The organism is Planotetraspora thailandica (genome assembly GCF_016863335.1).
In the GTDB taxonomy this organism is placed as follows: domain Bacteria; phylum Actinomycetota; class Actinomycetes; order Streptosporangiales; family Streptosporangiaceae; genus Planotetraspora; species Planotetraspora thailandica.
This window is the reverse complement of record NZ_BOOR01000025.1, coordinates 26,644-45,467: the sequence shown is the minus strand read 5'-3', so window position 1 is coordinate 45,467 and position 18,824 is coordinate 26,644. Positions and strand designations below refer to the sequence as shown.

General features: G+C 68.7%; 17 protein-coding genes and 1 tRNA gene. 7 read left to right on the top strand and 11 right to left on the bottom strand.

Annotated features, from left to right (window positions below; all coding sequences use genetic code 11):
- Positions 1 to 222: 222 nt before the first annotated feature.
- From Pth03_RS18060 to Pth03_RS18050, 3 genes are all read right to left on the bottom strand, one after another.
- Positions 223 to 804, bottom strand: coding sequence for a copper resistance CopC family protein (locus Pth03_RS18060; RefSeq protein ID WP_203945466.1), 582 nt, complete (start codon positions 802 to 804; stop codon positions 223 to 225).
- An 84-nt stretch (positions 805 to 888) separates the two neighbouring features.
- On the bottom strand, positions 889 to 1,470 hold the full coding sequence (locus Pth03_RS18055; RefSeq protein ID WP_203945465.1) for an MFS transporter: 582 nt from the start codon (positions 1,468 to 1,470) through the stop codon (positions 889 to 891).
- A gap of 438 nt (positions 1,471 to 1,908) precedes the next feature.
- On the bottom strand, positions 1,909 to 2,640 hold the full coding sequence (locus Pth03_RS18050) for a DUF7873 family protein (RefSeq protein ID WP_203945464.1): 732 nt from the start codon (positions 2,638 to 2,640) through the stop codon (positions 1,909 to 1,911).
- A gap of 225 nt (positions 2,641 to 2,865) precedes the next feature.
- Here Pth03_RS18050 and Pth03_RS18045 point away from each other — a divergent pair, with 225 nt between their 5' ends.
- A complete protein-coding gene (locus tag Pth03_RS18045) occupies positions 2,866 to 3,339 on the top strand; it encodes a GNAT family N-acetyltransferase (protein ID WP_203945463.1) in 474 nt (157 codons plus the stop codon).
- Positions 3,340 to 3,344: 5 nt separating this feature from the next.
- Here Pth03_RS18045 and Pth03_RS18040 read toward each other — a convergent pair whose 3' ends face one another.
- Entirely contained in the window at positions 3,345 to 5,039 is a 1,695-nt protein-coding gene (locus Pth03_RS18040) for a hypothetical protein (RefSeq protein WP_203945462.1), read from the bottom strand.
- Between the two features lie 42 nt (positions 5,040 to 5,081).
- The gene (locus Pth03_RS18035; RefSeq protein WP_239119164.1) at positions 5,082 to 6,272 is read right to left on the bottom strand and encodes a bifunctional glycosyltransferase family 2/GtrA family protein; all 1,191 of its coding nucleotides are present in this window, start codon (positions 6,270 to 6,272) and stop codon (positions 5,082 to 5,084) included.
- 467 nt (positions 6,273 to 6,739) lie between these two features.
- Here Pth03_RS18035 and Pth03_RS18030 point away from each other — a divergent pair, with 467 nt between their 5' ends.
- From Pth03_RS18030 to galK, 4 genes are all read left to right on the top strand, one after another.
- The gene (locus tag Pth03_RS18030) at positions 6,740 to 7,627 is read left to right on the top strand and encodes a helix-turn-helix transcriptional regulator (protein WP_203945460.1); all 888 of its coding nucleotides are present in this window, start codon (positions 6,740 to 6,742) and stop codon (positions 7,625 to 7,627) included.
- A 78-nt stretch (positions 7,628 to 7,705) separates the two neighbouring features.
- Positions 7,706 to 9,499, top strand: a complete 1,794-nt coding sequence (locus Pth03_RS18025) for an alpha/beta hydrolase (RefSeq protein ID WP_203945459.1) — start codon at positions 7,706 to 7,708, stop codon at positions 9,497 to 9,499.
- Positions 9,500 to 9,786: 287 nt separating this feature from the next.
- Positions 9,787 to 9,996, top strand: a complete 210-nt coding sequence (locus tag Pth03_RS18020; RefSeq protein ID WP_203945458.1) for a hypothetical protein — start codon at positions 9,787 to 9,789, stop codon at positions 9,994 to 9,996.
- 80 nt (positions 9,997 to 10,076) lie between these two features.
- Positions 10,077 to 11,198, top strand: a complete 1,122-nt coding sequence (gene galK / locus Pth03_RS18015; protein ID WP_203945457.1) for a galactokinase — start codon at positions 10,077 to 10,079, stop codon at positions 11,196 to 11,198.
- Between the two features lie 10 nt (positions 11,199 to 11,208).
- Here galK and Pth03_RS18010 read toward each other — a convergent pair whose 3' ends face one another.
- The 3 genes from Pth03_RS18010 to Pth03_RS18000 all read right to left on the bottom strand — a co-directional run bounded on the left by Pth03_RS18010 (position 11,209) and on the right by Pth03_RS18000 (position 13,543).
- Positions 11,209 to 11,979, bottom strand: coding sequence for an enoyl-CoA hydratase-related protein (locus tag Pth03_RS18010; RefSeq protein WP_203945456.1), 771 nt, complete (start codon positions 11,977 to 11,979; stop codon positions 11,209 to 11,211).
- Positions 11,980 to 12,028: 49 nt separating this feature from the next.
- The gene (locus Pth03_RS18005; protein ID WP_203945455.1) at positions 12,029 to 13,135 is read right to left on the bottom strand and encodes a nitric oxide synthase oxygenase; all 1,107 of its coding nucleotides are present in this window, start codon (positions 13,133 to 13,135) and stop codon (positions 12,029 to 12,031) included.
- Between the two features lie 335 nt (positions 13,136 to 13,470).
- Positions 13,471 to 13,543: transfer RNA gene (locus Pth03_RS18000), tRNA-Asn, on the bottom strand.
- Positions 13,544 to 13,698: 155 nt separating this feature from the next.
- On the opposite strand from Pth03_RS18000, the gene Pth03_RS41555 reads away from it, so the two are divergent.
- Positions 13,699 to 13,992, top strand: a complete 294-nt coding sequence (locus Pth03_RS41555; RefSeq protein WP_239119131.1) for a YtxH domain-containing protein — start codon at positions 13,699 to 13,701, stop codon at positions 13,990 to 13,992.
- A gap of 84 nt (positions 13,993 to 14,076) precedes the next feature.
- Here Pth03_RS41555 and Pth03_RS17990 read toward each other — a convergent pair whose 3' ends face one another.
- The 3 genes from Pth03_RS17990 to dnaG all read right to left on the bottom strand — a co-directional run bounded on the left by Pth03_RS17990 (position 14,077) and on the right by dnaG (position 17,895).
- Positions 14,077 to 14,595, bottom strand: coding sequence for a hypothetical protein (locus tag Pth03_RS17990; protein ID WP_239119130.1), 519 nt, complete (start codon positions 14,593 to 14,595; stop codon positions 14,077 to 14,079).
- 149 nt (positions 14,596 to 14,744) lie between these two features.
- A complete protein-coding gene (rpoD, locus tag Pth03_RS17985; RefSeq protein ID WP_239119129.1) occupies positions 14,745 to 15,851 on the bottom strand; it encodes an RNA polymerase sigma factor RpoD in 1,107 nt (368 codons plus the stop codon).
- Positions 15,852 to 16,026: 175 nt separating this feature from the next.
- Positions 16,027 to 17,895: a DNA primase gene (gene dnaG / locus Pth03_RS17980; protein WP_203945454.1), complete on the bottom strand. Its 1,869-nt coding sequence runs from the start codon at positions 17,893 to 17,895 to the stop codon at positions 16,027 to 16,029.
- Between the two features lie 144 nt (positions 17,896 to 18,039).
- Between dnaG and Pth03_RS17975 the strand changes: the two genes are divergently transcribed.
- Positions 18,040 to 18,822 (top strand): M23 family metallopeptidase, encoded by a 783-nt coding sequence (locus Pth03_RS17975; protein ID WP_239119163.1) that lies wholly within the window; start codon positions 18,040 to 18,042, stop codon positions 18,820 to 18,822.
- The last annotated feature ends 2 nt before the right edge of the window (positions 18,823 to 18,824 follow it).

Genomic DNA, 18,824 nt, shown 5'->3' with positions numbered 1-18,824 from the left:
GCGCACACGGAGGCAGCTAAGAGGTCTATTGACGCACGAAAACATCCAATGTTAACTGCGCCTGACAGTTCAGATCGGGTGCTGGTGCGGCGGAGGCCGGGCCGACGGCCCTGCCGGCCCGCATCCGCCCTGGACTGTGGAGGGGCCCGGTGAGCCCGGCGCTCCGGCCGGTCGCCGATCACCGGTCGTACGGCGGCTCACCGGCCCCTCCGGCCCCTCGCGTCAGGCCGCGTCGTGCCCGCCGGACGCCTTCTTCCCGCGCCGCCCGAACAGGGCCGCGATCACCGCGATCACGACGAGCGCGACGCCGCCCCACACCAGCACGGACACCCCTGAGCCCAGGTCGCCGCCGGAGCCCGAGTTCGCGGCCGGGGCGGTGGCGGCGGCGGGCGATGCCACAGGAGTTGCCGCAGGAGACGCCGCCGGGGCGCCTCCGGAGGCCGCCTGCACGGTGAACGGGATCTCCCCTTCGACGGGGTGACCGTCGGAGGAGACGATCCGCCACGCGATGACGTAGTTCCCAGAGGGCAGCGGCCCGGCGACCTTCTCGTACACCTTCTGGCCGTCCACGCGCGCCGCTCCGGACTCGAACCTGCGCCCGGCAGCATCGTGGAGGATCACCACGGGAAACGACACGTGCGCGCTGAACCGCAACTCGATCTGGTCGAGCGACGAGACGACGGAGTTCTTGGCGGGCGTGCTGCCCTCCAGGCTGTCGTGGGCGAGCGCGGGAGCGGCGAAGGCTCCCACCAGCGCGCCTCCCAGGCAGACGACGAGCAACGCCTTGACGGCGGAGAACTTCATGAGACCAACTCCAAACAGAGACTGTGGCCGCCGCGAGCGGCGCCCGGTGCGGGCATGCGCCCGCCACCTCCGGAGTTCCGACGGTCAGCGGGCGGAGGAGACCACGGGAGGCCCGCGCCGGATGACCGCATGCCTCAGCGCCTCGCCACGTCCGGCCCCCTCGTACGGCCAGGCCGGCGGCGCGGGCGTCGTCCTCGATGAGGCGGGGCGGCCCGTGATCGCAGCGGGGCGGAAGACGGCCGACAGCCGGTGCGCGGCCTGGTCGCCCGCTCGGCGCAGGACCGACCAGAGCGCGGCCTCCCCCTGGGCGAGCCACCAGCCGGTGATCGTCGCCGCGGTCAGATGGGCCAGCGCCATGCCCAGGCCCTCGCTCAGCCCGCTGCCGTGCCGGTGGATCACCGTGGCCGGATGCGCCTGCCCGGACACGGCGAACAGCTGGTGCAGCATCACCTGGGCGGCGACGAGCAGCCCCATGACGGCGGCCGGAGGGCGCTCCCTTCCCGCCAGGGCGGTCGCGGCGGCTATGACGATCAGGCCGCCCGCGGCGAGCGCCTGCGGCGCCGGGCGGGCTCCGCCGGAGAACACGTGCGCCGCCACGGCGAGCAGCACGCAGACGACGGTGAAGGCTGCCGACCGCACGAGCCGTAAGGGCAGATGGGCGCGCATGATGCCCGAAATTCTTTCACAGAGGGCGGCCGGCCCGGCTTTCCGGGGGAAAAGCGGCGACCCCCGGGAGCTACCCAAGTCCCGGGGGTCTGTGGATGCCGCCATATGGCGGCGCCGGCGGCGTTTAAGAGAGTGGATCAGTCCTTACGACGTGCGCTCTTCCATTGAGCTAGCGCGGCACGAAAGAGCCGCGCACCGGACTCGAACCGGCATCTCAACGATCAACGTCCACCCTCGGTCGATCCGGCGCCGGACGGCGATGCTGAATCTGGAGCGAGAGTCTGAGTCTGCGTACGGCTGCCTCTGCCATTTGGGCTACCCGGGCGCGTGTGCCCGGGAGAGGAATCGAACCTCCACTGTCACCGTCGTTCAGGCTGAGCTTCATCTTCAGCTTGCGCTCCTCGCGCACCCGTCCCCGGAGGGACGGGGGTCTGGGGGCTACCCGAGCAGGTAGCCGAAAACGGCGTCCCCGATCCGGCGGTCGGTGATCTCTACGCCGTTGGCCTCCTCACGGGCGTACTTCACGGCGTCCTGCAGCTTCTGCACACGGCCGAGGAGCTCGTTGACTCTCCGCTGCGGCAACGCGCCCGAGAAGGCGACCTTGGTCCAGTAGCCGACCACGACGTCCTCGTTGTAGACCTGCACCTGCGCCGGGTGCTTGTCGGTGGCCTCGGCGAGCACGTGGTTGCGCGGCACCTTCTTGGTGCGGGTCGTCTTCACCGGCTCTGTGCGCCAGGTGTCGGTGTTCTCGTCGAGCGCCCACGTCTCGGACGGGTCGAGGGTCGGCAGCTTGCCGATGAACGTGTGCAGGTCGACCAGCTGCTTCTCCAGGAACAGCAGGTAGGTGACCGGCACGTCGGCCAGGATGACCTGGCCGTCGACCGTGACGCTCGCCGTCGCCGTGCAGTTCGCCCAGTCCTTCGTCGCGGTCACGTCGAACAGCCGGGTCAGCGCGACCGCCACGTCCCGCAGGACGCCCTCGGCCTGCACCTGCACCCGGGTCGACTCGGACGGCAGCTGCTCACCCTCGTCGTCGATCGGCTGGTACGACCGCGAGATGCCCGACAGGAGCGGGCCCTTCTGGATGGTGTGGTAGGCGTCGGTCAGCTTGCGCTGGGCGTCGGCCTTGACGCCCTTCTCCACGGCGAGGATCTGGTTGAGCTTGGTCACGGGGATGTCCCTTCCGCCGGCGTGCGGATGCTGCCCGGCGGATCAGTCCGGCATTTCGAGCAGCCAGTACAACCGACCACTGGATCATGCGTCAACGCATATTCCGGGCACTACGGATCTTCTGGCGACACGCCCGGCAGCGGACGCAGGAAGGCACGCCGCCTGCCCGGGCGTTGGGGACGTGGGCGCGGCGGGAGCCGCCCTCAGGCGAACGGAAGAGGGCAGATGACGACCGACCACACATCCGGGTTCCGCCGGGTCATGCCGACGGATGCGGCGCTGCGCCCCCTCCTCGACGACCTCACTGCCGAATATCGCCGCCGCTACGGGCCCAACAACGAGATGACCAGCTTCCCCGACTCCGACTTCGCCCCGCCGTACGGGGGGTTCCTGGTCCTGGTGGAGAACGGCGAGACCACGGCGGGCGGCGCGTTCCGCCGGCACGACGAGTCGACGGCGGAGCTGAAGCGCATCTGGACCCACCCCGGGCACCGGCGGCGGGGACTCGGCCGCCTCGTCGTGCGGGAACTCGAACGCGAGGCGGCCCGGCAGGGATATCGGCGTGTCGTCCTGACCACCGGTCCGCGGCAGCCGGAGGCGACCGCCCTGTATATCGCGACGGGGTACCTCCCTCTGTTCGACACCGGCGCCGACCCGGAGACGATCGGGCCGCTCTCGTTCGAGAAACCGCTGCCGTAGACGGGTCAGCCGAGCCGGTACAGCACGCTGTCCCCCATGTCGACGCGTTCGATGCCGAGGCCGTCGACCGGGCGCTCCACGGCGAGCTCGAACGCGGTGCCCCGGGCGCGCTGGCGCGGCACGACGACCTCCTTGACGCCCATGTGCCGCAGATACGCGATCGCGTACGGATCGGGGAACGCCTTCGTGACCTTGATCACCTCAGTGATCATCTTCGGGATGAACGATCCCGCGCCGTTCACCGTCGGATAGAACCGGCCGGCCGACCAGATCAACGACATCTCGTCCTGCCCCACCTCGTCGGGCAGAACGAGCACGGGACCGGCGGCCCGCGCCAGCGCGGAGGGCGGGGGCGGCACCTCGGGATGCGCGACCGCGGGCAGCCCTTCTGCGCACACGAGCAGCGGCACCACCAGCAGCACGTGGCGAAACCTGCCCGCCCTGCGGGCCAGGTAGGTCACGGCTCCGGCCGCCAGCAGCCCCAAGATGAGCACCGTGTACATGATGAACCTGCCCGGCGTGCGCAGCGCCTCGAAGCCGGGCAGCAGGTGCCGGGCGGGCAACCACGTCACCGCCCCTCCGAGGAACGTGGTGCCGAGCGCCCACACGGACGTCACGGCGGCGGCCACCAGCAGCGCCAAACGCACGCGCGGGCTCCAGACGCTCACCGCCAGCCCGGCCAGGGCCGCCAGCACCACGACCAGGCCGGGGAACAGGCACATCTCGATCGGCCAGGCGAAGCCGGTGCGCGCCCCCGAGGTCAGCGACCCCCACGGCAGGGACTGTTCGGGCGCCGTGAGGAAGCCCCGCAATGGAGGCGAGAGGAAGCGGAGGAAACCTTCGCTGCGCGCATCGGCGACCTCCGGATTCTCCTTCGCCACCTGCATGAAGACGCTGCCCAGGGCCAGGGTGACCGCCGCGAGCACCGCCCCGCCTGCCACGTCGGCCATGAGCAACGCACGCGGCAGGCGCGGCCGGCCGGCGCGCAGCCACGCGAGGATGCAGACGCCCGCCACCAACATCAGCACGTACAACAGGGGCAGCCCGACGGCGAAGCCCAGGCTGATCTGCCAGGCCGCCAGGCCCCAGGCCGCGGCCGCGAGCCAGGGCCTGGCCCGGTCGGCGAACCACCCGGCCCGGCCGATCCCGTGCCCCCTGAGCAGGAGCGCGATCGACAGCGGGATGGCACCGGTGATCAGGATGTTGAGATGGACCGAATGGGACAGACGCCACGGGGTGTAGGCGAACGCGGCGCCCGCGACGAGCGCGCCGATCCGGCCGCAGCCGAGCTGACGGGCCAGCACGTACGCCCCGGCGAAGTTGAACGCGGCGGCCAGGACGTAGGCCACGTTGTAGCGCACCAGCGCGTCGCCCATGTCGGCCACGCCGGCCCCTAGCGGGGCGAGCCCGAGCAGTGTGTCGCTGAACACCCCGGTGCGCGGCAACGGCCAGTAACCGTTCGCGTCGAACGGATGACCGCTCAGCAGGGCGTGGCCGTACCACGCGATCTCCCAGGCGGAGAAGAGCGGATCGCAGAAGTCTCCCGGAATCGTGCGCCACGGGTCGGCCATGGCGGGCCACGTCATGATCACGGCGAGCGCGACGGACGCCGCCCCGAGCACGGCCAGTTCGGCCGCCCTGCGGCGGCGCGGGCGGCGGCCGGCGCCGGTGCCTGGACGTGACGCAACGATGGCGGGCATCGCACTTCCTTTCGACGGAACCTGACGGGGTTCACGGTGGAATCAGGCCGCCGCTTGCTTCGCCCTGCGCGGGTTGAACACCCAGGTGCGCAGCAGCAGGAATCGCACGAGGGTGGCCAGGCCGTTCGCGACGACCACCGCGATGAGCTCGGCGTGGGTGGACGGCGCGGGCACGACCAGGTGGAGCAGCGCCAGGCCGCCCGTGCTCACGACCAGACTGATGAGGAACGCGACGCCGCCTTCCAAGTGATGCCGTACGGCTCTCGCCCACCCGGTCACCCGGAAGGTGAAGCGCCGGTTCGCGGCGATATTGGCGACCGCCGTGATCAGGACGGCGACCGCGTTGGCGGCGAGCGGCGGCATGAGAGCCCGGAAGAAGAGGTAGAGCGCAAGATGGACCAGCGTGCTGATCACACCGATGATCGCGAAGCTGGCCAGCTGCCATGCCATTCCGGCGGGCAGTCGCGCGTGCTGGACCGAGACCGGAACCGGGATGTGAGCCGCACCCGAAAGGATCTTGCGGGCCACCCTGGCCATCCCTCGAAGGTCGTCCGAGACCGCCCTGCGAATGTCCACCCGGCTGTCTGGGTCGTCGACCCAGTCGACGGGCACCTCGTGGATGCGCAGTCCCAGCTGCTCGGCCATAAGCAGCAGTTCGGTATCGAAGAACCACTCCTCGTTTTCAACGACGGGGAGCAATGCCTGGGCGACGTCGGTCCGCACCGCCTTGAAGCCACACTGGGCGTCGGAGAAGCGCACCCCCATGGTCGATCGAAGCAGCAAGTTGTAGCTTCGCGAGATGATTTCCCGCTTGGCACCGCGCACGACGTTGGAGCCCCTGGAGAGCCGGGTGCCGATCGCCAGATCGCTGTGTCCGGACAGCAAAGGCGCGATCAGCGGCAGGAAGGCGTTCAAGTCGGTAGAAAGGTCGACATCCATGTAGGCGACCACATCGGCGTTGCTCTGCGCCCACACCGTGCGGAGTGCCCGGCCTTTCCCCCTCTTCTCGAGGCGCACCGCCCGGACGTTAGGCAGATCGGTCGAGAGGCCCAAAGCGAGCGGCCACGTCCCGTCCGTGCTGTCATTATCGGCAATCGTTATGAGAAATCCGTACGGAAATGTCGTTTCCAAGTAGTCGTGGAGACGGCGAATGCTGTCGGCCAGCACACGCTGCTCGTTGTATACGGGAACCACGACCTCGACTACCGGAGACGCACTCCTGGCTGCGGTCATCTGACTCATGCCGCACGTCGTACCCGAGCCCCTATCCGTCTTTAACGGCCCCGAGTGGATTATTGATGAAGCATTCCCAACAACAGGAAATCCCCCGGCACAGCACTATTGAATTCACTTATTACGCCATTCTCCCAAAATCCGAAATATCCCCCATTCCCCCACCCCCTTTGGCGTGATCATGCAGAAGTTCGGGCTCATGCCACCTGACCTGCGCAAACCAAAATCGTGATCATGCAGAAGTTCGTCGACGTGCCATCCGACCTGCATGAACACGATTCGTGATCATGCACTTGACCCGCACGGCACGGCCTTCACGAGCCACGACCACCCGGACGCCCGCCAATTGCATGATCACGAACTTCTTCATGATCACCACCAAGTGGTTGCCGTGCTGGGTGGCCCCCGGCAATCCTGGGTGCGGCAGGGCCAGGTCAGAACGCCTGAGCGTACGTATCGTCGTTGCCATGGATACCGGCAGCAACATCGGGGAGTATCTCCGCGCGCGACGCGAGCTGATGCGTCCCGAAGACGTCGGTCTGCCCGACCTTGGGAGTCGCCGGACCATCGGCCTGCGGCGTGAAGAACTCGCCATGCTCGCAGGCATCAGCGTCGACTACTACCTGCGCCTCGAGCAGGGCCACGACCCGCATCCCTCCGAGAACGTCCTCGAAGCCCTGGCCCGTGCGCTGCAGCTGGACAAGGACGCCACCGCGCACCTCTATCAACTGGCCCGGCCGAAGCCGCCGCGCCGCCGCTTCCCCGGTCACGCGGAACGGGTACAGCCCGGTATCAAGCGACTTCTGGCGACGTGGTCGGACACCCCGGCATACGTCCAGAGCCGCTTCCTCGACGTGCTCGCGGCCAACCCGCTGGCCACCGCCTTGTCCCCCATCTACCGGCCGGGCGTCAACATCTTGCGGGCCCTCTTCCTCGACCCCGGGGTGCGCAGCTACTACCCCGACTGGGAGAAGATCACCTCCGCGACCGTGGGCAGCCTGCGTGAAATCGCCGGGCCGGACGTCGACGACCCGCGGCTCACCGACCTCGTCGGCGAACTGTCCGTCCGCAGCGAGCCGTTCCGCCGCCTGTGGGCCCGCCACGACGTCAGAGCCCGCCGCTGTGGCACCAGCGTCATCGATCACCCTCAGGTCGGCCCTCTGGAGCTCCGCTTCGAGAAACTCTCGATCAGCGGCGGGACCGGCCAGCTTCTCGTCATCAAGCACGCCGACCCGGGCAGCGGCACGGCCCAGGCGCTCGCGCTGCTCGCCAGCATGATCGCCAAAGACGACGGAATCCATGAACACAGCAGCCAGTACGACGAGCAACTGGCCGACGAGCATCGGGGCGATTAACCCACACGTACCACCGCATAGCACCGTGAACTGCCGATTCTCTGTGGGGTCCGCCACCTGACTGCCATGCTGGCCGTCATGTCTGAGACCGCTGTGGTGCAGGAGGCGTTCCGCCGCGCGTCCGCGCTCGTCGCCGACCACCGCGCCGATCTCGATCCCGCCGTCCACCTCATGGCCGCCCATGCCTGGGTCGGCGGCGGCGCGCCCCGTTTCGCGGACGACCTTTCCAGGCACCGCTCGACGCTGCAGGCGTCCCTGGAGACCGCCCTCCAGGAGATTCACCGCCTCGTCGTACGGCACGGCCTGATCCCGCCGGGAATGCCGGCCGTACGGACATCGGTGACGAGCATGACCGCGACGCCCGGAAGTTTCCGCGGGGTGGACGTCGTGGCCATGCGCAGCCTGATCGGCTCGCTGGACAGGGCGGCCGACCGCCTCTGCGATCTCTCGGTACGGCTCCACGCCGAGCTCAACGTGCTCGGACTGCCGACCGCGCCCGGATGGGACCTCGCCGGGTGCGCCGACTGGGCCCGGCGGCACGCGCGCGACCTGCGCGGGCGCCTGGCCTGGATCGAACGGGCAGAGCCGGATCCCTTGACGCCGTGGAACAACGGTGTGATCCCGTCCGGAGTGATCGGATTCGGCCTGTTCGAGGCCTTTGCCGCGGATCCAGGCAAAGCCGCGACGCTGCTACGGCAGATCGCCGAGGGCGATCCCGCGGCGGTCACGGCGATTCTGGCCCTTCAGGAGCGGGGCGACGACCCGGGGTTGGCCGCCCGGGTGCAGACCTGGTGGCGCAACCTGCCCCGAGGCCTGCGCGACCGGCTGACGGTGGCCGTTCCCGAGGCCGTCGGCGCTCTCAACGGCATTCCCGTCCCCATCAGAGATCAGGCCAACCGGCTGATCCTCGCCCGGGAGAAGGACCGGTTGCGGGCGGAGGTCTCCACAGTGACCCGCACTCTCGCGGTGACGGGCCAGCCCATGCTCCTCATGCGGCTCGACTCCGTGCTCGGAGGGATCAAGAAGATCGAGATGCTGGAGAGGAACCTGGCTCTCGGGGGCACACCGGGATATCCGCCCGCCTTCCTTCTCTCCTTCAGCCTCGACGGCATCGGCCGGGCCGTCTTCTCGTGGGGCAACCCCGACACCGCGGACACCACCGTCACCTACGTCCCGGGATTGGGCACCAAGCTGGCATCGTTCGATGAGGACATCGAACGCGCCTGGCTGCTCTGGCAACAGAGCCAGGCAACCGCAGGAGGCAAGCAGATCGCCTCGATCTCCTGGCTGGGATACGAGGCGCCGCAGCTGGACTCGGGACTCGTCCTGCCGAGCCGCTCGGTGGCCATGGAAGGCGCGGCCGACCGGGGCGCCGGCGCTCTTGCGGCCTTCGCCGACGGCCTCCGGGCCACCCACCAGCCGATGGAGTCGGCACGCAACGTGCTGCTCGGGCACAGCTATGGCTCACTGGTCACCGGCAAGGCGGCGGTCCTTCGGCCTGGACGATTCGCCGACGACCTGATCTTCGTCGGCAGCCCCGGCGTGGGGGTGGAACACGCAGCCGACCTCGGCCTGCAACCCGGCCACGTCTGGGTCGGCGAGGCGGGAAACGACGTGGTCGCCTACCTGGGCAGGTTCACGGCCGATCCCGGCGACGCCGGCTTCGGCGCCCAGCGTTTCCCTGTAAGCCGAGACGTGATCAACGAGGCTCACTCCAGCTACTGGAGGCCTCATTCAGCCTCGCTACTAAATATGGCGTCAATCGTCGATGGCCGGTATGGCCAGCTAATCAAACCAGCATCACTGGTGCGTCCAATGTTTTTGCTGCCCGAACTCGCTCCTGGCTCCATCCGGAAGCTGAACGAACAATGATGTTCCGAACCCAGGGCACACTCGCCGCCCTGACGATCTTCTTCCTGGTCGGCTGCACCAGCTCAAGGAGTGTTATGGCCCCTACGATGACTCAGTCGCAAGCGCTTGCTCGCATAGAGGAACTCCTCACGGACACCAATTCGGCCCTGACGCCCCGTCCCCGCCTAGAGCTCAGCGATATGTTCTCAGCTCCTACGCGATGCCTGGACCCAGGCCCCGGAGAGTCCTCTGACCAGGTGGTGATCAGCCGGGCATATTGGCTGCGAGACATCCCTAGCAATCAGCACATGGACGTCGCCCGGCAGGTCATGGCCCGGTGGGAGAGGCAGGGGCACGTCATCGTCGGCACGGGGGGAATGGAGATCGGGCGGCCGAACATCGCGGGCGAGTCGCGGCCGGACGGGTTCATCCTGGCGTTGGTATGGGCGGAGGGGGACGATCTCTACCTAGCCGCCACCTCACCCTGCGTCCTGCCCGACACCACACCTGAGCCTTAACCCGCCCCTCCGGGTGGATCGGCCCCGATCGCGAGTCGATTACCCTACCCAGGGGCCGAAATGTTCAGGAGTGTGTGATTGTGCGGGTTGTTGATGCTTTCCGGGAGAACCTTGGTGGCGAGCCCGCAGGGGTGTGGCACGCCCCCGGCCGGGTCAATCTGATCGGCGAGCACACCGACTACAACGACGGCTTCGTCCTGCCCTTCGCCGTCCCGTGGGGGGTCACGGCGGCGGTGCGCCCGCGCGAGGACGACACCATCCGCCTGGTGTCCCTCCAGGCGCCCGGGCGGCAGCAGGTTATCGAGGAGATCGACCGGGCCGAGGGCTGGGCTCGTTACCCGGCAGGCGTCTTCTGGGCCATGCGCGGCGACGGACTGCCCGTCAGGGGCGCCGACATCGTGATCGACGGTGACGTCCCTCAGGGCGCGGGCCTGTCGTCCAGCGCGGCGCTCGAGGTGGCCGTGGCGATCGCCCTCAACGACCTGTACGGCCTCGGCCTCGGCGGGCTCGAGCTCGCCAAGATCTCACAGCGGGCCGAGAACGACTTCGTCGGCATGCCCTGCGGAATCATGGACCAGGCCGCGTCAGCCCTGGGCAGGGAGGGCCATGCCCTGTTCCTCGACTGCCGGTCGCTCGGCAGCCGGGCGGTGCCGTTCGATCCCTCCGCGTACGGCATGCGTCTGCTGATCATCAACACGGGCGTTCATCACGAGCTGGCCGACGGGCAGTACGCCCGCCGCCGCCAGGACTGCGAAAACGCGGCCAAGCGGCTGGGCGTGGCCGCGCTGCGGGACGTCACCGACCTCGCGGCCGCCCTCCAGCAGCTGACGGGCGACGAGCGGAAGCGAACGCAGCACGTGGTGACGGAGAACCACCGGGTCGAAGCGCTGATCGGGCTGCTGCGGGCGGGAGCCGTACAGGAGATCGGCGCCCTGCTCATCGCTTCTCATCTTTCGCTGCGCGACCAGTTCGAGGTCTCCTGCCCGGAGCTGGACATCGCGGTCGAGGCTGCCGTCAAGGGCGGGGCGAGGGGCGCCAGGATGACCGGCGGCGGCTTCGGCGGCTCGGCCATCGCCTTGGTCGCGGAAGACAAGGCCGACAAGGTCCAGGAGCAGGTCCGGCTGGCCTACCGGGAGCGCGGCTGGGCCGATCCCACCTTCTTCACGGCGACACCGGCCGCCGGGGCGCGCCGCCTGGCCTGAGAGGCCGCCGCTAGGAAAGCGGCGGGAACGCCGGGGGGCGGCGCTCGACGAAGCTGGCGACGCCCTCGACGAAGTCGGGACGTTTGAACGATTCCCGCATGAGCTGGTCGGCGGTGTCCCTCGCCTGGTCGAGGGGCACCGACCAGTCACTCCACAGCTGCCGCTTGATCACGGCCATGGATGCGGGCGAGCACCACGTGGCCAGCTCCCGCGCGTACGCCAGGGTCTCCTCCCTGAGCCGCTCCCCTGGTACGGCACGGCATGCCAGCCCCATCTGATGCGCCTCTGAGCCGGTGAAGACCCGCCCGGACAGCAGCAGGTCCATCGCCCTGGCCTGCCCGGCCAGCTTGGGCAGGATCCAGGCCAGGGCGTATTCGGCGATCAGGCCGCGGCGGACGAAGGCCGTCGTCCATTTGGCGTCGTCGGCGGTGAACACGAGATCGCACACGAGAGCCTGGACAATACCGAGCCCCGCGCATGCGCCGTTCACCGCGGCGATCACGGGTTTGCGGAGCGTCAGGGGGAAGGTGGCGGGGCGAGGGTCCGGCTCCCGGGTGTGTTCGCCGGCCTGGATGGCGGCCAGCGCCTCGAAGTCCGCCCCGGCGCAGAAACCCTTGCCCGCGCCGGTGACCACGACGACCCTGACCGCCGGATCCCGCTCGGCCTCCTCAAGAAGGTCGAAGTAGCGCCGTCCCATCTCGTCGGTCAGCGCGTTCAGCCGCTCTGGGCGGTTGAACGTGAGAATCCGCACACCACCGTCGTCTTCGGACAGCACCACCATGTCACCCTCCCTACAGAATCTTGTTCTACACCGGTAGGGCCCTTACCGACTACTCCCTTCTGCGCCGCGTGAAGGCGGGCGTCATCTCCACGTCGTCGTAGTAGCGGTGGAACACGGGGGTGGTCGCGCCGGACAGCGGCGGCACGATCCACGACCAGTCGGCGGGGCACACCCTGCCGTTGCGCTCCTCCTTCTCCAGGTGGGTCATGAACCGCCTGGCCTCGGTGTGATGGTCGGTGATCGTGACATTGTCCTCGGCGAACGAATGGAGCACGGCGACGTTCAGCTCCACCAGGGCCTGATCACGCCAGAGCGTGCGATCGTGGGACATGTCCAGGCCCATCCCCCGCGCGACCACCGGAAGCTGGTCGTACCGGTCGGCGTCGGCGAGGTTGCGGGCCCCGATCTCGGTCCCCATGTACCACCCGTTGAAAGGTGCGCACGGATACCGGATACCGCCGATCTCCAGGCACATGTTCGAGATGACCGGTACGGCATGCCACCTCAGCCCGAGTTCGGCGAACCACGGCAGGGTGGGGTGCCGGAGGAAGACCTCCAGGACGACCTCCCTGGGCAGCCTGCGCATGGTGGGCACGCCCTTGGCCTCGACGACGAGCGGCAGGACGTCGAACCTCGTTCCCTTGCCTCTCCAGCCGAGCCGTCGCGCCGACGCCGTCAGCTCGACGTTCGCCGGATCACCGATCACCCGACCGTCGGGCCGCCTGTAGCCCGCGTACCGGATGAGCTGGTCGTTCCAGATCACCGGGGCCGGCTGGCCTGGCCGGTCCGGAGCGAACACGGTGATCGTCGGCCGGATCTTGCCCTTGTTGGTCGCCACCCGGAGGTGTTCGATGCATTCCTCCGCGACGCCGTCGGCCGTGTCCACGTGCCGACGATCACGTACGCGCAGGGACTTCCAGTAGAGCCGGCCGATGCAGCGGCTGCTGTTTCGCCACGCCACCTGGGCGCCGAAGGCCAGCTCGCCCGGCGTATGGGTATAGGTGCCCGTCTGAGAGATCTCCGCGAAAACCTCGCGCAGCCGGGGCTTCGCCGGCCCCGCGGCCGGGTTCTCCGCATGGTAGAGCCGGATGAAATCCTCGGCCTCCCCCTTGTCGACGCCCTCCTCGCGTCCTGGTTCGAGTACGGCTTCCGTCACCTTTTTGGATCTGAACCACGTCAGCACGACCGCCACACACTTCACGCTCGCGGGCTCCACTGCCGTTTCCGGGGTGGCGGTGACGCCCTCTGCCGCAGTGGCCCTCACCCCACTGCGTGTTTGTGGTCCGCGGCAACCGCGGCCTCTCAGGAAAGGCGCGGCGTCTCACATTTTCAGCGAAGTCCCGTGATTTGTCCCCCTATTTCGATACCTGAGGCGCGCTTGGGGGGAAAGCGGGTGCCAGCCGTACGGAGGCTCCAGGTCACGGGAAAGTTCCCGGACAACACGAAACCCCGGCTCCGGCGACCTAAGTCGCCCGATGACCGGGGTCAGCGCTCCCGCGATAGGACTCGAACCTATAACCTGCCGGTTAACAGCCGGCTGCTCTGCCGATTGAGCTACACGGGATAGTCGTGTCACCGCCCGATCCGACCTTGCGGTCCGTCTTGCGGTGCGGAACTAGATTAGCGCACTCCTGGGGGACTCTGTCACGTCCATTCGTCTTGGATAGATGCAGGCCCCTGGGGTAGAAGGGGCGAAGAGCACGAGCGCGGAGGTGGAAGATGCGTTACAAGGCGATGTTCGCCGCCGGGCTGGCCATCGGTTACGTCCTCGGAACCCGAGCCGGGCGTGAGCGCTATGAGCAGATCAAGCGTGCCGCGCAGCGGGTGGCGGACAGCCCGACCGTCCAGGAGGCGGCGGGGCTGGTCGGCGCCCAGGCTTCCAAGGTGGCGGGCAAGGCCAAAGACCTCGCGTGCGACAAGATCGGTTTCCTGCGGCGTCAGGAGGTGTGGGAGGACGAGAAGGTGGGAGCGGGCACCGGCTGGCCCAGCACCGACTCCGACCGGATCACCTGACCGAGATCGCCGCACATCGGGCCCCTGGCACACCGCCGGGGGCCTCGGCTTGTCCCGCGTGCAGCCCCCGTACGGCCAGGCCGTTCAGACGCCCAGGCTGCGCCGTACCTCTTCGAGGGCCTGCTCGGCCAGGGCGCGCAGCCCCGGATCGGAGGAGTCGAGGCCGGGATCGAAGATGAACTCCCAGCGGGGGCTGTCGTATCCGGGCACCCGCCGGGCGACCAGCCGCACACCCCCGCGCGCATCGAGCTGCACCCTCCTGCTGGCCACGATCGAGGCGGTGACGCGCTCACGGACCGTTTCAGGCAGCAGGCCGGGGTCGGGCAGCAGAACGCGATGAGAGGCGCCGTCGGTCATCGTGACGGTGACGCCCTCCTCGTCCCAGACCGCCTTGTCCGTGAGGTGCCACGGCAGCCGTGTCGCGTCCGGGAGGTAGAGCGCGTGGGTGGTGGCCACGACGTATTCGCCTTCGGGGCCTCGTGCGTGGCTGATCACCCGCTCCCCCGGTTCCAACGCGAGGGCCGTACGGACCGGGGCGGGAAGCCGCCGGGTCCCCAACCGGCCTCCGGAGAGGTTGAAGAGGGAGAGCTTCGAACCAGCCAAGGAGCACCGCCACTGAGCATGACCATTGTTACCGGCAGGCTATCCGGCACCGGACCGCGCCCCAAAGCCGCCCCAAACGCCGCCCCTAAAGCCGCCCGGAAAACCGGCCGGCCCCGGCATTCCGGGGCCGGCCAGGTCGCGCGGAAGGGTCAGTCCAGGTAGTCCCGCAGCATCTGGGCACGGGTCGGGTGGCGCAGCTTGGCCAGCGTCTTGGACTCGATCTGGCGGATGCGCTCACGCGTCACGCCGAACTCGCGGCCGACCTCCTCCAGCGTCCGCGGGTGTCCGTCGGCCAGGCCGAACCTGAGCTGGATGATCCGCTGTTCGCGTTCCGACAACGTCGCCAGGATGTCGTCGAGCTGGTCCTGGAGCATGATGAACGCCGCGGCCTCGATCGGCACCACGGCGTCGGCGTCCTCGATGAAGTCGCCGAGGTCGGAGTCCTCCTCACCGATCGGTGACTGGAGCGAGACGGGCTCCTGCGCGATCCGCTGGATCTCGACCACGCGGTCAATGGGCAGGCCCATCTCCGCCGCGATCTCCTCGGGGGCCGGCTCCCGGCCGAGGTCCTGGTGAAGCTGACGCTGCACGCGCACCAATTTGTTGATCGTTTCGACCATGTGCACGGGAATTCGAATGGTGCGGGCTTGATCCGCAATCGCCCGGGTGATCGCCTGGCGAATCCACCACGTCGCATACGTGGAGAACTTATAGCCCTTGGTGTAGTCGAATTTCTCGACCGCGCGGATGAGACCGAGGTTGCCTTCCTGGATGAGGTCGAGGAAGAGCATTCCGCGACCCACGTATCGTTTGGCGATCGAGACGACCAGTCTGAGGTTGGCCTCGATGAGCCGCTGCTTGGCGCGTACGCCCTCCCAGACCAGGTCTTCGAACTCCGGGCGGGCGATCCTCAGCGTGACGTTCTCGCAGAGTTTGTCCTCGGCGAAAAGTCCTGCCTCGATGGCCTTGGCGAGTTCCACCTCCTCCTCGGCCGTCAGCAGCGGGACCCGGCCGATCTCCCGGAGGTAGATCCGGACCAGGTCGCTCGTTGGCGCGCGTTTGCTGACATCCTCCTCGTCGGGCTTGCTGGGCTCCTCGTCTCCTTGCGGCTCGAGGACCTCAACCCCGTTCTCAGCGAGCATGCGCACGACGCGTTCCAGCGCGTCGGCAGGCAGCTCGGACCGGTCGAGCGCGGCGGCCACATCATCGATCGTGACGCTCCCGCGTTCCCTTCCCTTCGCGACGAGGTCCGCCACCTGGTCTACCGATGGCGGCCTGCTTGGCAGCACCGATGCACCCACGGAACACAGTCTGCGGTATAGGCACCAGAAAATGGCAGGCCTATTTTTGTCACCAGAGGTAAGACAGAATCCAATATCGGATTGAGATCAAATCCCGCGTTTGGCCGCCATGAGATGTGGAAAGGAAGATTTATTCAGCTCCGGTCGCACGTTCTCTCAACACGCGATGCTGCTGTTCGAGTGCGACCAGTTCACCGAAGAGCCGCTTGTATTCCTGCGGCTCCTCGACGGGGTTGATCCGCTGCAACCGCGCCTTGACCTGGGTCACGGCCCGGCTCACCGCGGTCGCGTGCAACCGGGCCAGGACGAGCGCGGCGTAGCGTTCCTCGACGGCGGTGTCGGCGCGCAACTCCTCGACGGCGAAACGGGTCACCAGCGACCGCAGATCGGCGCTCGCCTCTCCCGCGGTGCCGGCCTGCTGGAGCAACCGGTCGACCCACTCCCTGCCGCCCGGCCCTCCGGTCACGGTGCCGCCGACGGCTGCGACGACGCCCTGGAGGGCGACGTGCTCGGGCTGGGTGAACGTGTCGGGTCCGAGGGCGTCGAACTCGGGACCGAGCAGGGCGGGCCGCTGCACGGCCAGCTTGAGCGCCTCGACCTCCAGTCGCACGGCCGGGTCGACGGGGTCACGCCTGGGGGCGTGCGCCGGGGCGGCGGCCTGCTGTTGCTGCCGCCCGATGACCTGCTGGATGCGCTGGATGACGAAACCCTCGTCCATGAACCCGAGCCAGCGGTCGAGGTCGACGACGTAGGTCTTGCGCAGCCCGGGGTCCTTGATGGAGGCCACGACGGGGGCGGCGGCGTCGAGCGCGCTCAGGCGGCCCTCGTTGGTGTTGAGGTCGTAGCGGGACAACACGCTGCGGATGGCGAACGCGAAGAGGGGCTCGCGGCTGGCCACGAGGTCGCGCACGGCGGCGTCGCCCTGCTTGACGCGCAGGTCGCACGGGTCGAGGCCGTCCGGCTGGACGGCGACGTAGGTCTGGGTGACGAACTTCTGCTCGTCCTGGAAGGCGCGCAGAGCCGCCTTCTGCCCGGCGGAGTCGCCGTCGAAGGTGAAGATCACTTCGCCGCGGAACTCGGCCTGGTCGAGCAGCAGCCGCCGCAGGACCTTGATGTGCTCCTCGCCGAACGACGTGCCGCAGGTGGCGACCGCCGTGGGCACGCCCGCGAGGTGGCAGGCCATGACGTCGGTGTATCCCTCGACGATGACCGCCTGTGACCGCTTGGAGATCTCTCGCCTGGCCAGGTCGATGCCGTACAGCACGGAGCTCTTGTGATAGATCGGGCTGTCGCGCGTGTTCAGGTATTTCGGCCCGTCGTCGGATTCGAGCAGTTTGCGCGCCCCGAACCCGACGACGTCGCCGGTGATGTCCCTGATCGGCCATATGAGACGGCCGCGGAACTGGTCGATCGGCCCCCGGCGCCCCTCGCGCGACAGGCCGCCCTTGATCAGCTCCTGCGCGGTGAACCCCCGGGCCATCAGGTGGCGCGACAGGCTGTCCCAGTCGGCGGGGGCGTAGCCGACGCCGAACCGTTCGGCGTCCACGCGCTCGAACCCGCGCTCGGACAGGAATCGCCTGCCGGGCGAGGCGTCGGGCGCGGTGAGGCGGGCGGCGTAGAACTCGGCGGCCGCCTTGTGCGCCTCGATGAGCCGGGACCGTTCGCCGTGTTCCCGGCTGGGCACGTAGCCGCCCTGCTCGTAGCGGAGCTGGATGCCCGCCCGCTGCGCGAGCCGTTCCACCGCCTCGCTGAACGTGAGGTTGTCGATCTTGCGGACGAACGTGATCACGTCGCCGCCCTCGGCGCATCCGAAGCAGTAGTAGTAGCCCCGGGCGGGCGTGACGTTGAAGGAGGGCGACTTCTCGTCGTGGAAGGGGCACAGCCCCTTCAGGTTGCCGCCGCCGGCGTTGCGCAACTGGATGTGCTCGCCGACCACGTCCGCGATAGGGGATCGCTCCCGCACGAGTGCGATGTCGTCGTCACTGATCCGCCCTGCCACTCTGGCGAGTTTAGGCCCTGACAGAGGCCGGACGGGTGGACAGGGTGCAACGGGTACAGCGACCGGACTTTTCCGAACTGGTCATGACGAATGCGGCGGTCCGTTACAAAGGAGAGGTTCAGTAAGGTCAACCAGGTGGAGATCATGCGCGCGGCGAAATTGGCCGTCATCGCGGGGGCCGGATGCCTGGCCGTCGCATGCAGCGGGCCGGGGTCGGCGACGAGCGCGGGGAAGCCCGCGCCCGAGACGTCCGCGACGGTGTCGGGCACACCCGCCGCGAAGCCGCCCCGTCCCGCGAAGCCCGCGGGCGGCCGTCCCGTCCGCATGCTCCCGCCCCGGGTCTCGCCGTACGACTACGTCTTCCCGATCAAGGGCTGCAGGACGACGTACGCGCACAAGTTGCTGGCCGGGCTGCCCAAGAGCACGATCTGGGCGGGCAAGGGATGCCTGTTCGTCTCGCCCGTCGACGGCAGGATCCGCGAGGTCAACAGGCAGGACAGGTGGAGGCCGGCCACCGACCGCGGCCCCGACCGGGAGGGCCGCTTCCTCACGATCGCCGGTCAGGACGGCGTGGTGTACCTGGGCGGCCACCTCGACAAGATCATGCCGGGCCTGAAGCCCGGCGTCAGCGTCAAGGCCGGGCAGCCGCTCGGGTCCGTCGGCAACTCAGGCAACGCGCGCAACACCGCGAGCAACCTCTATTTCGCCATCTCCTGGCCCGCGCCGCCCAAGTACTGGTGGATCAGGCGGGGCATGGTCGAGCCGTGGACGTTCCTCGACGCGTGGTACGACGGGAACCGCACGCTGTCGCCCAAGCCGGCCACCCTCGCCGTGCTCCAGCGGGCCGGGAAGCTGCCGAAGTGCACCGTGCTGTGCGTGCCCAAACCGGTCGACAAGAGCGCCGACACGCCGGGCACGACCGCCTGACC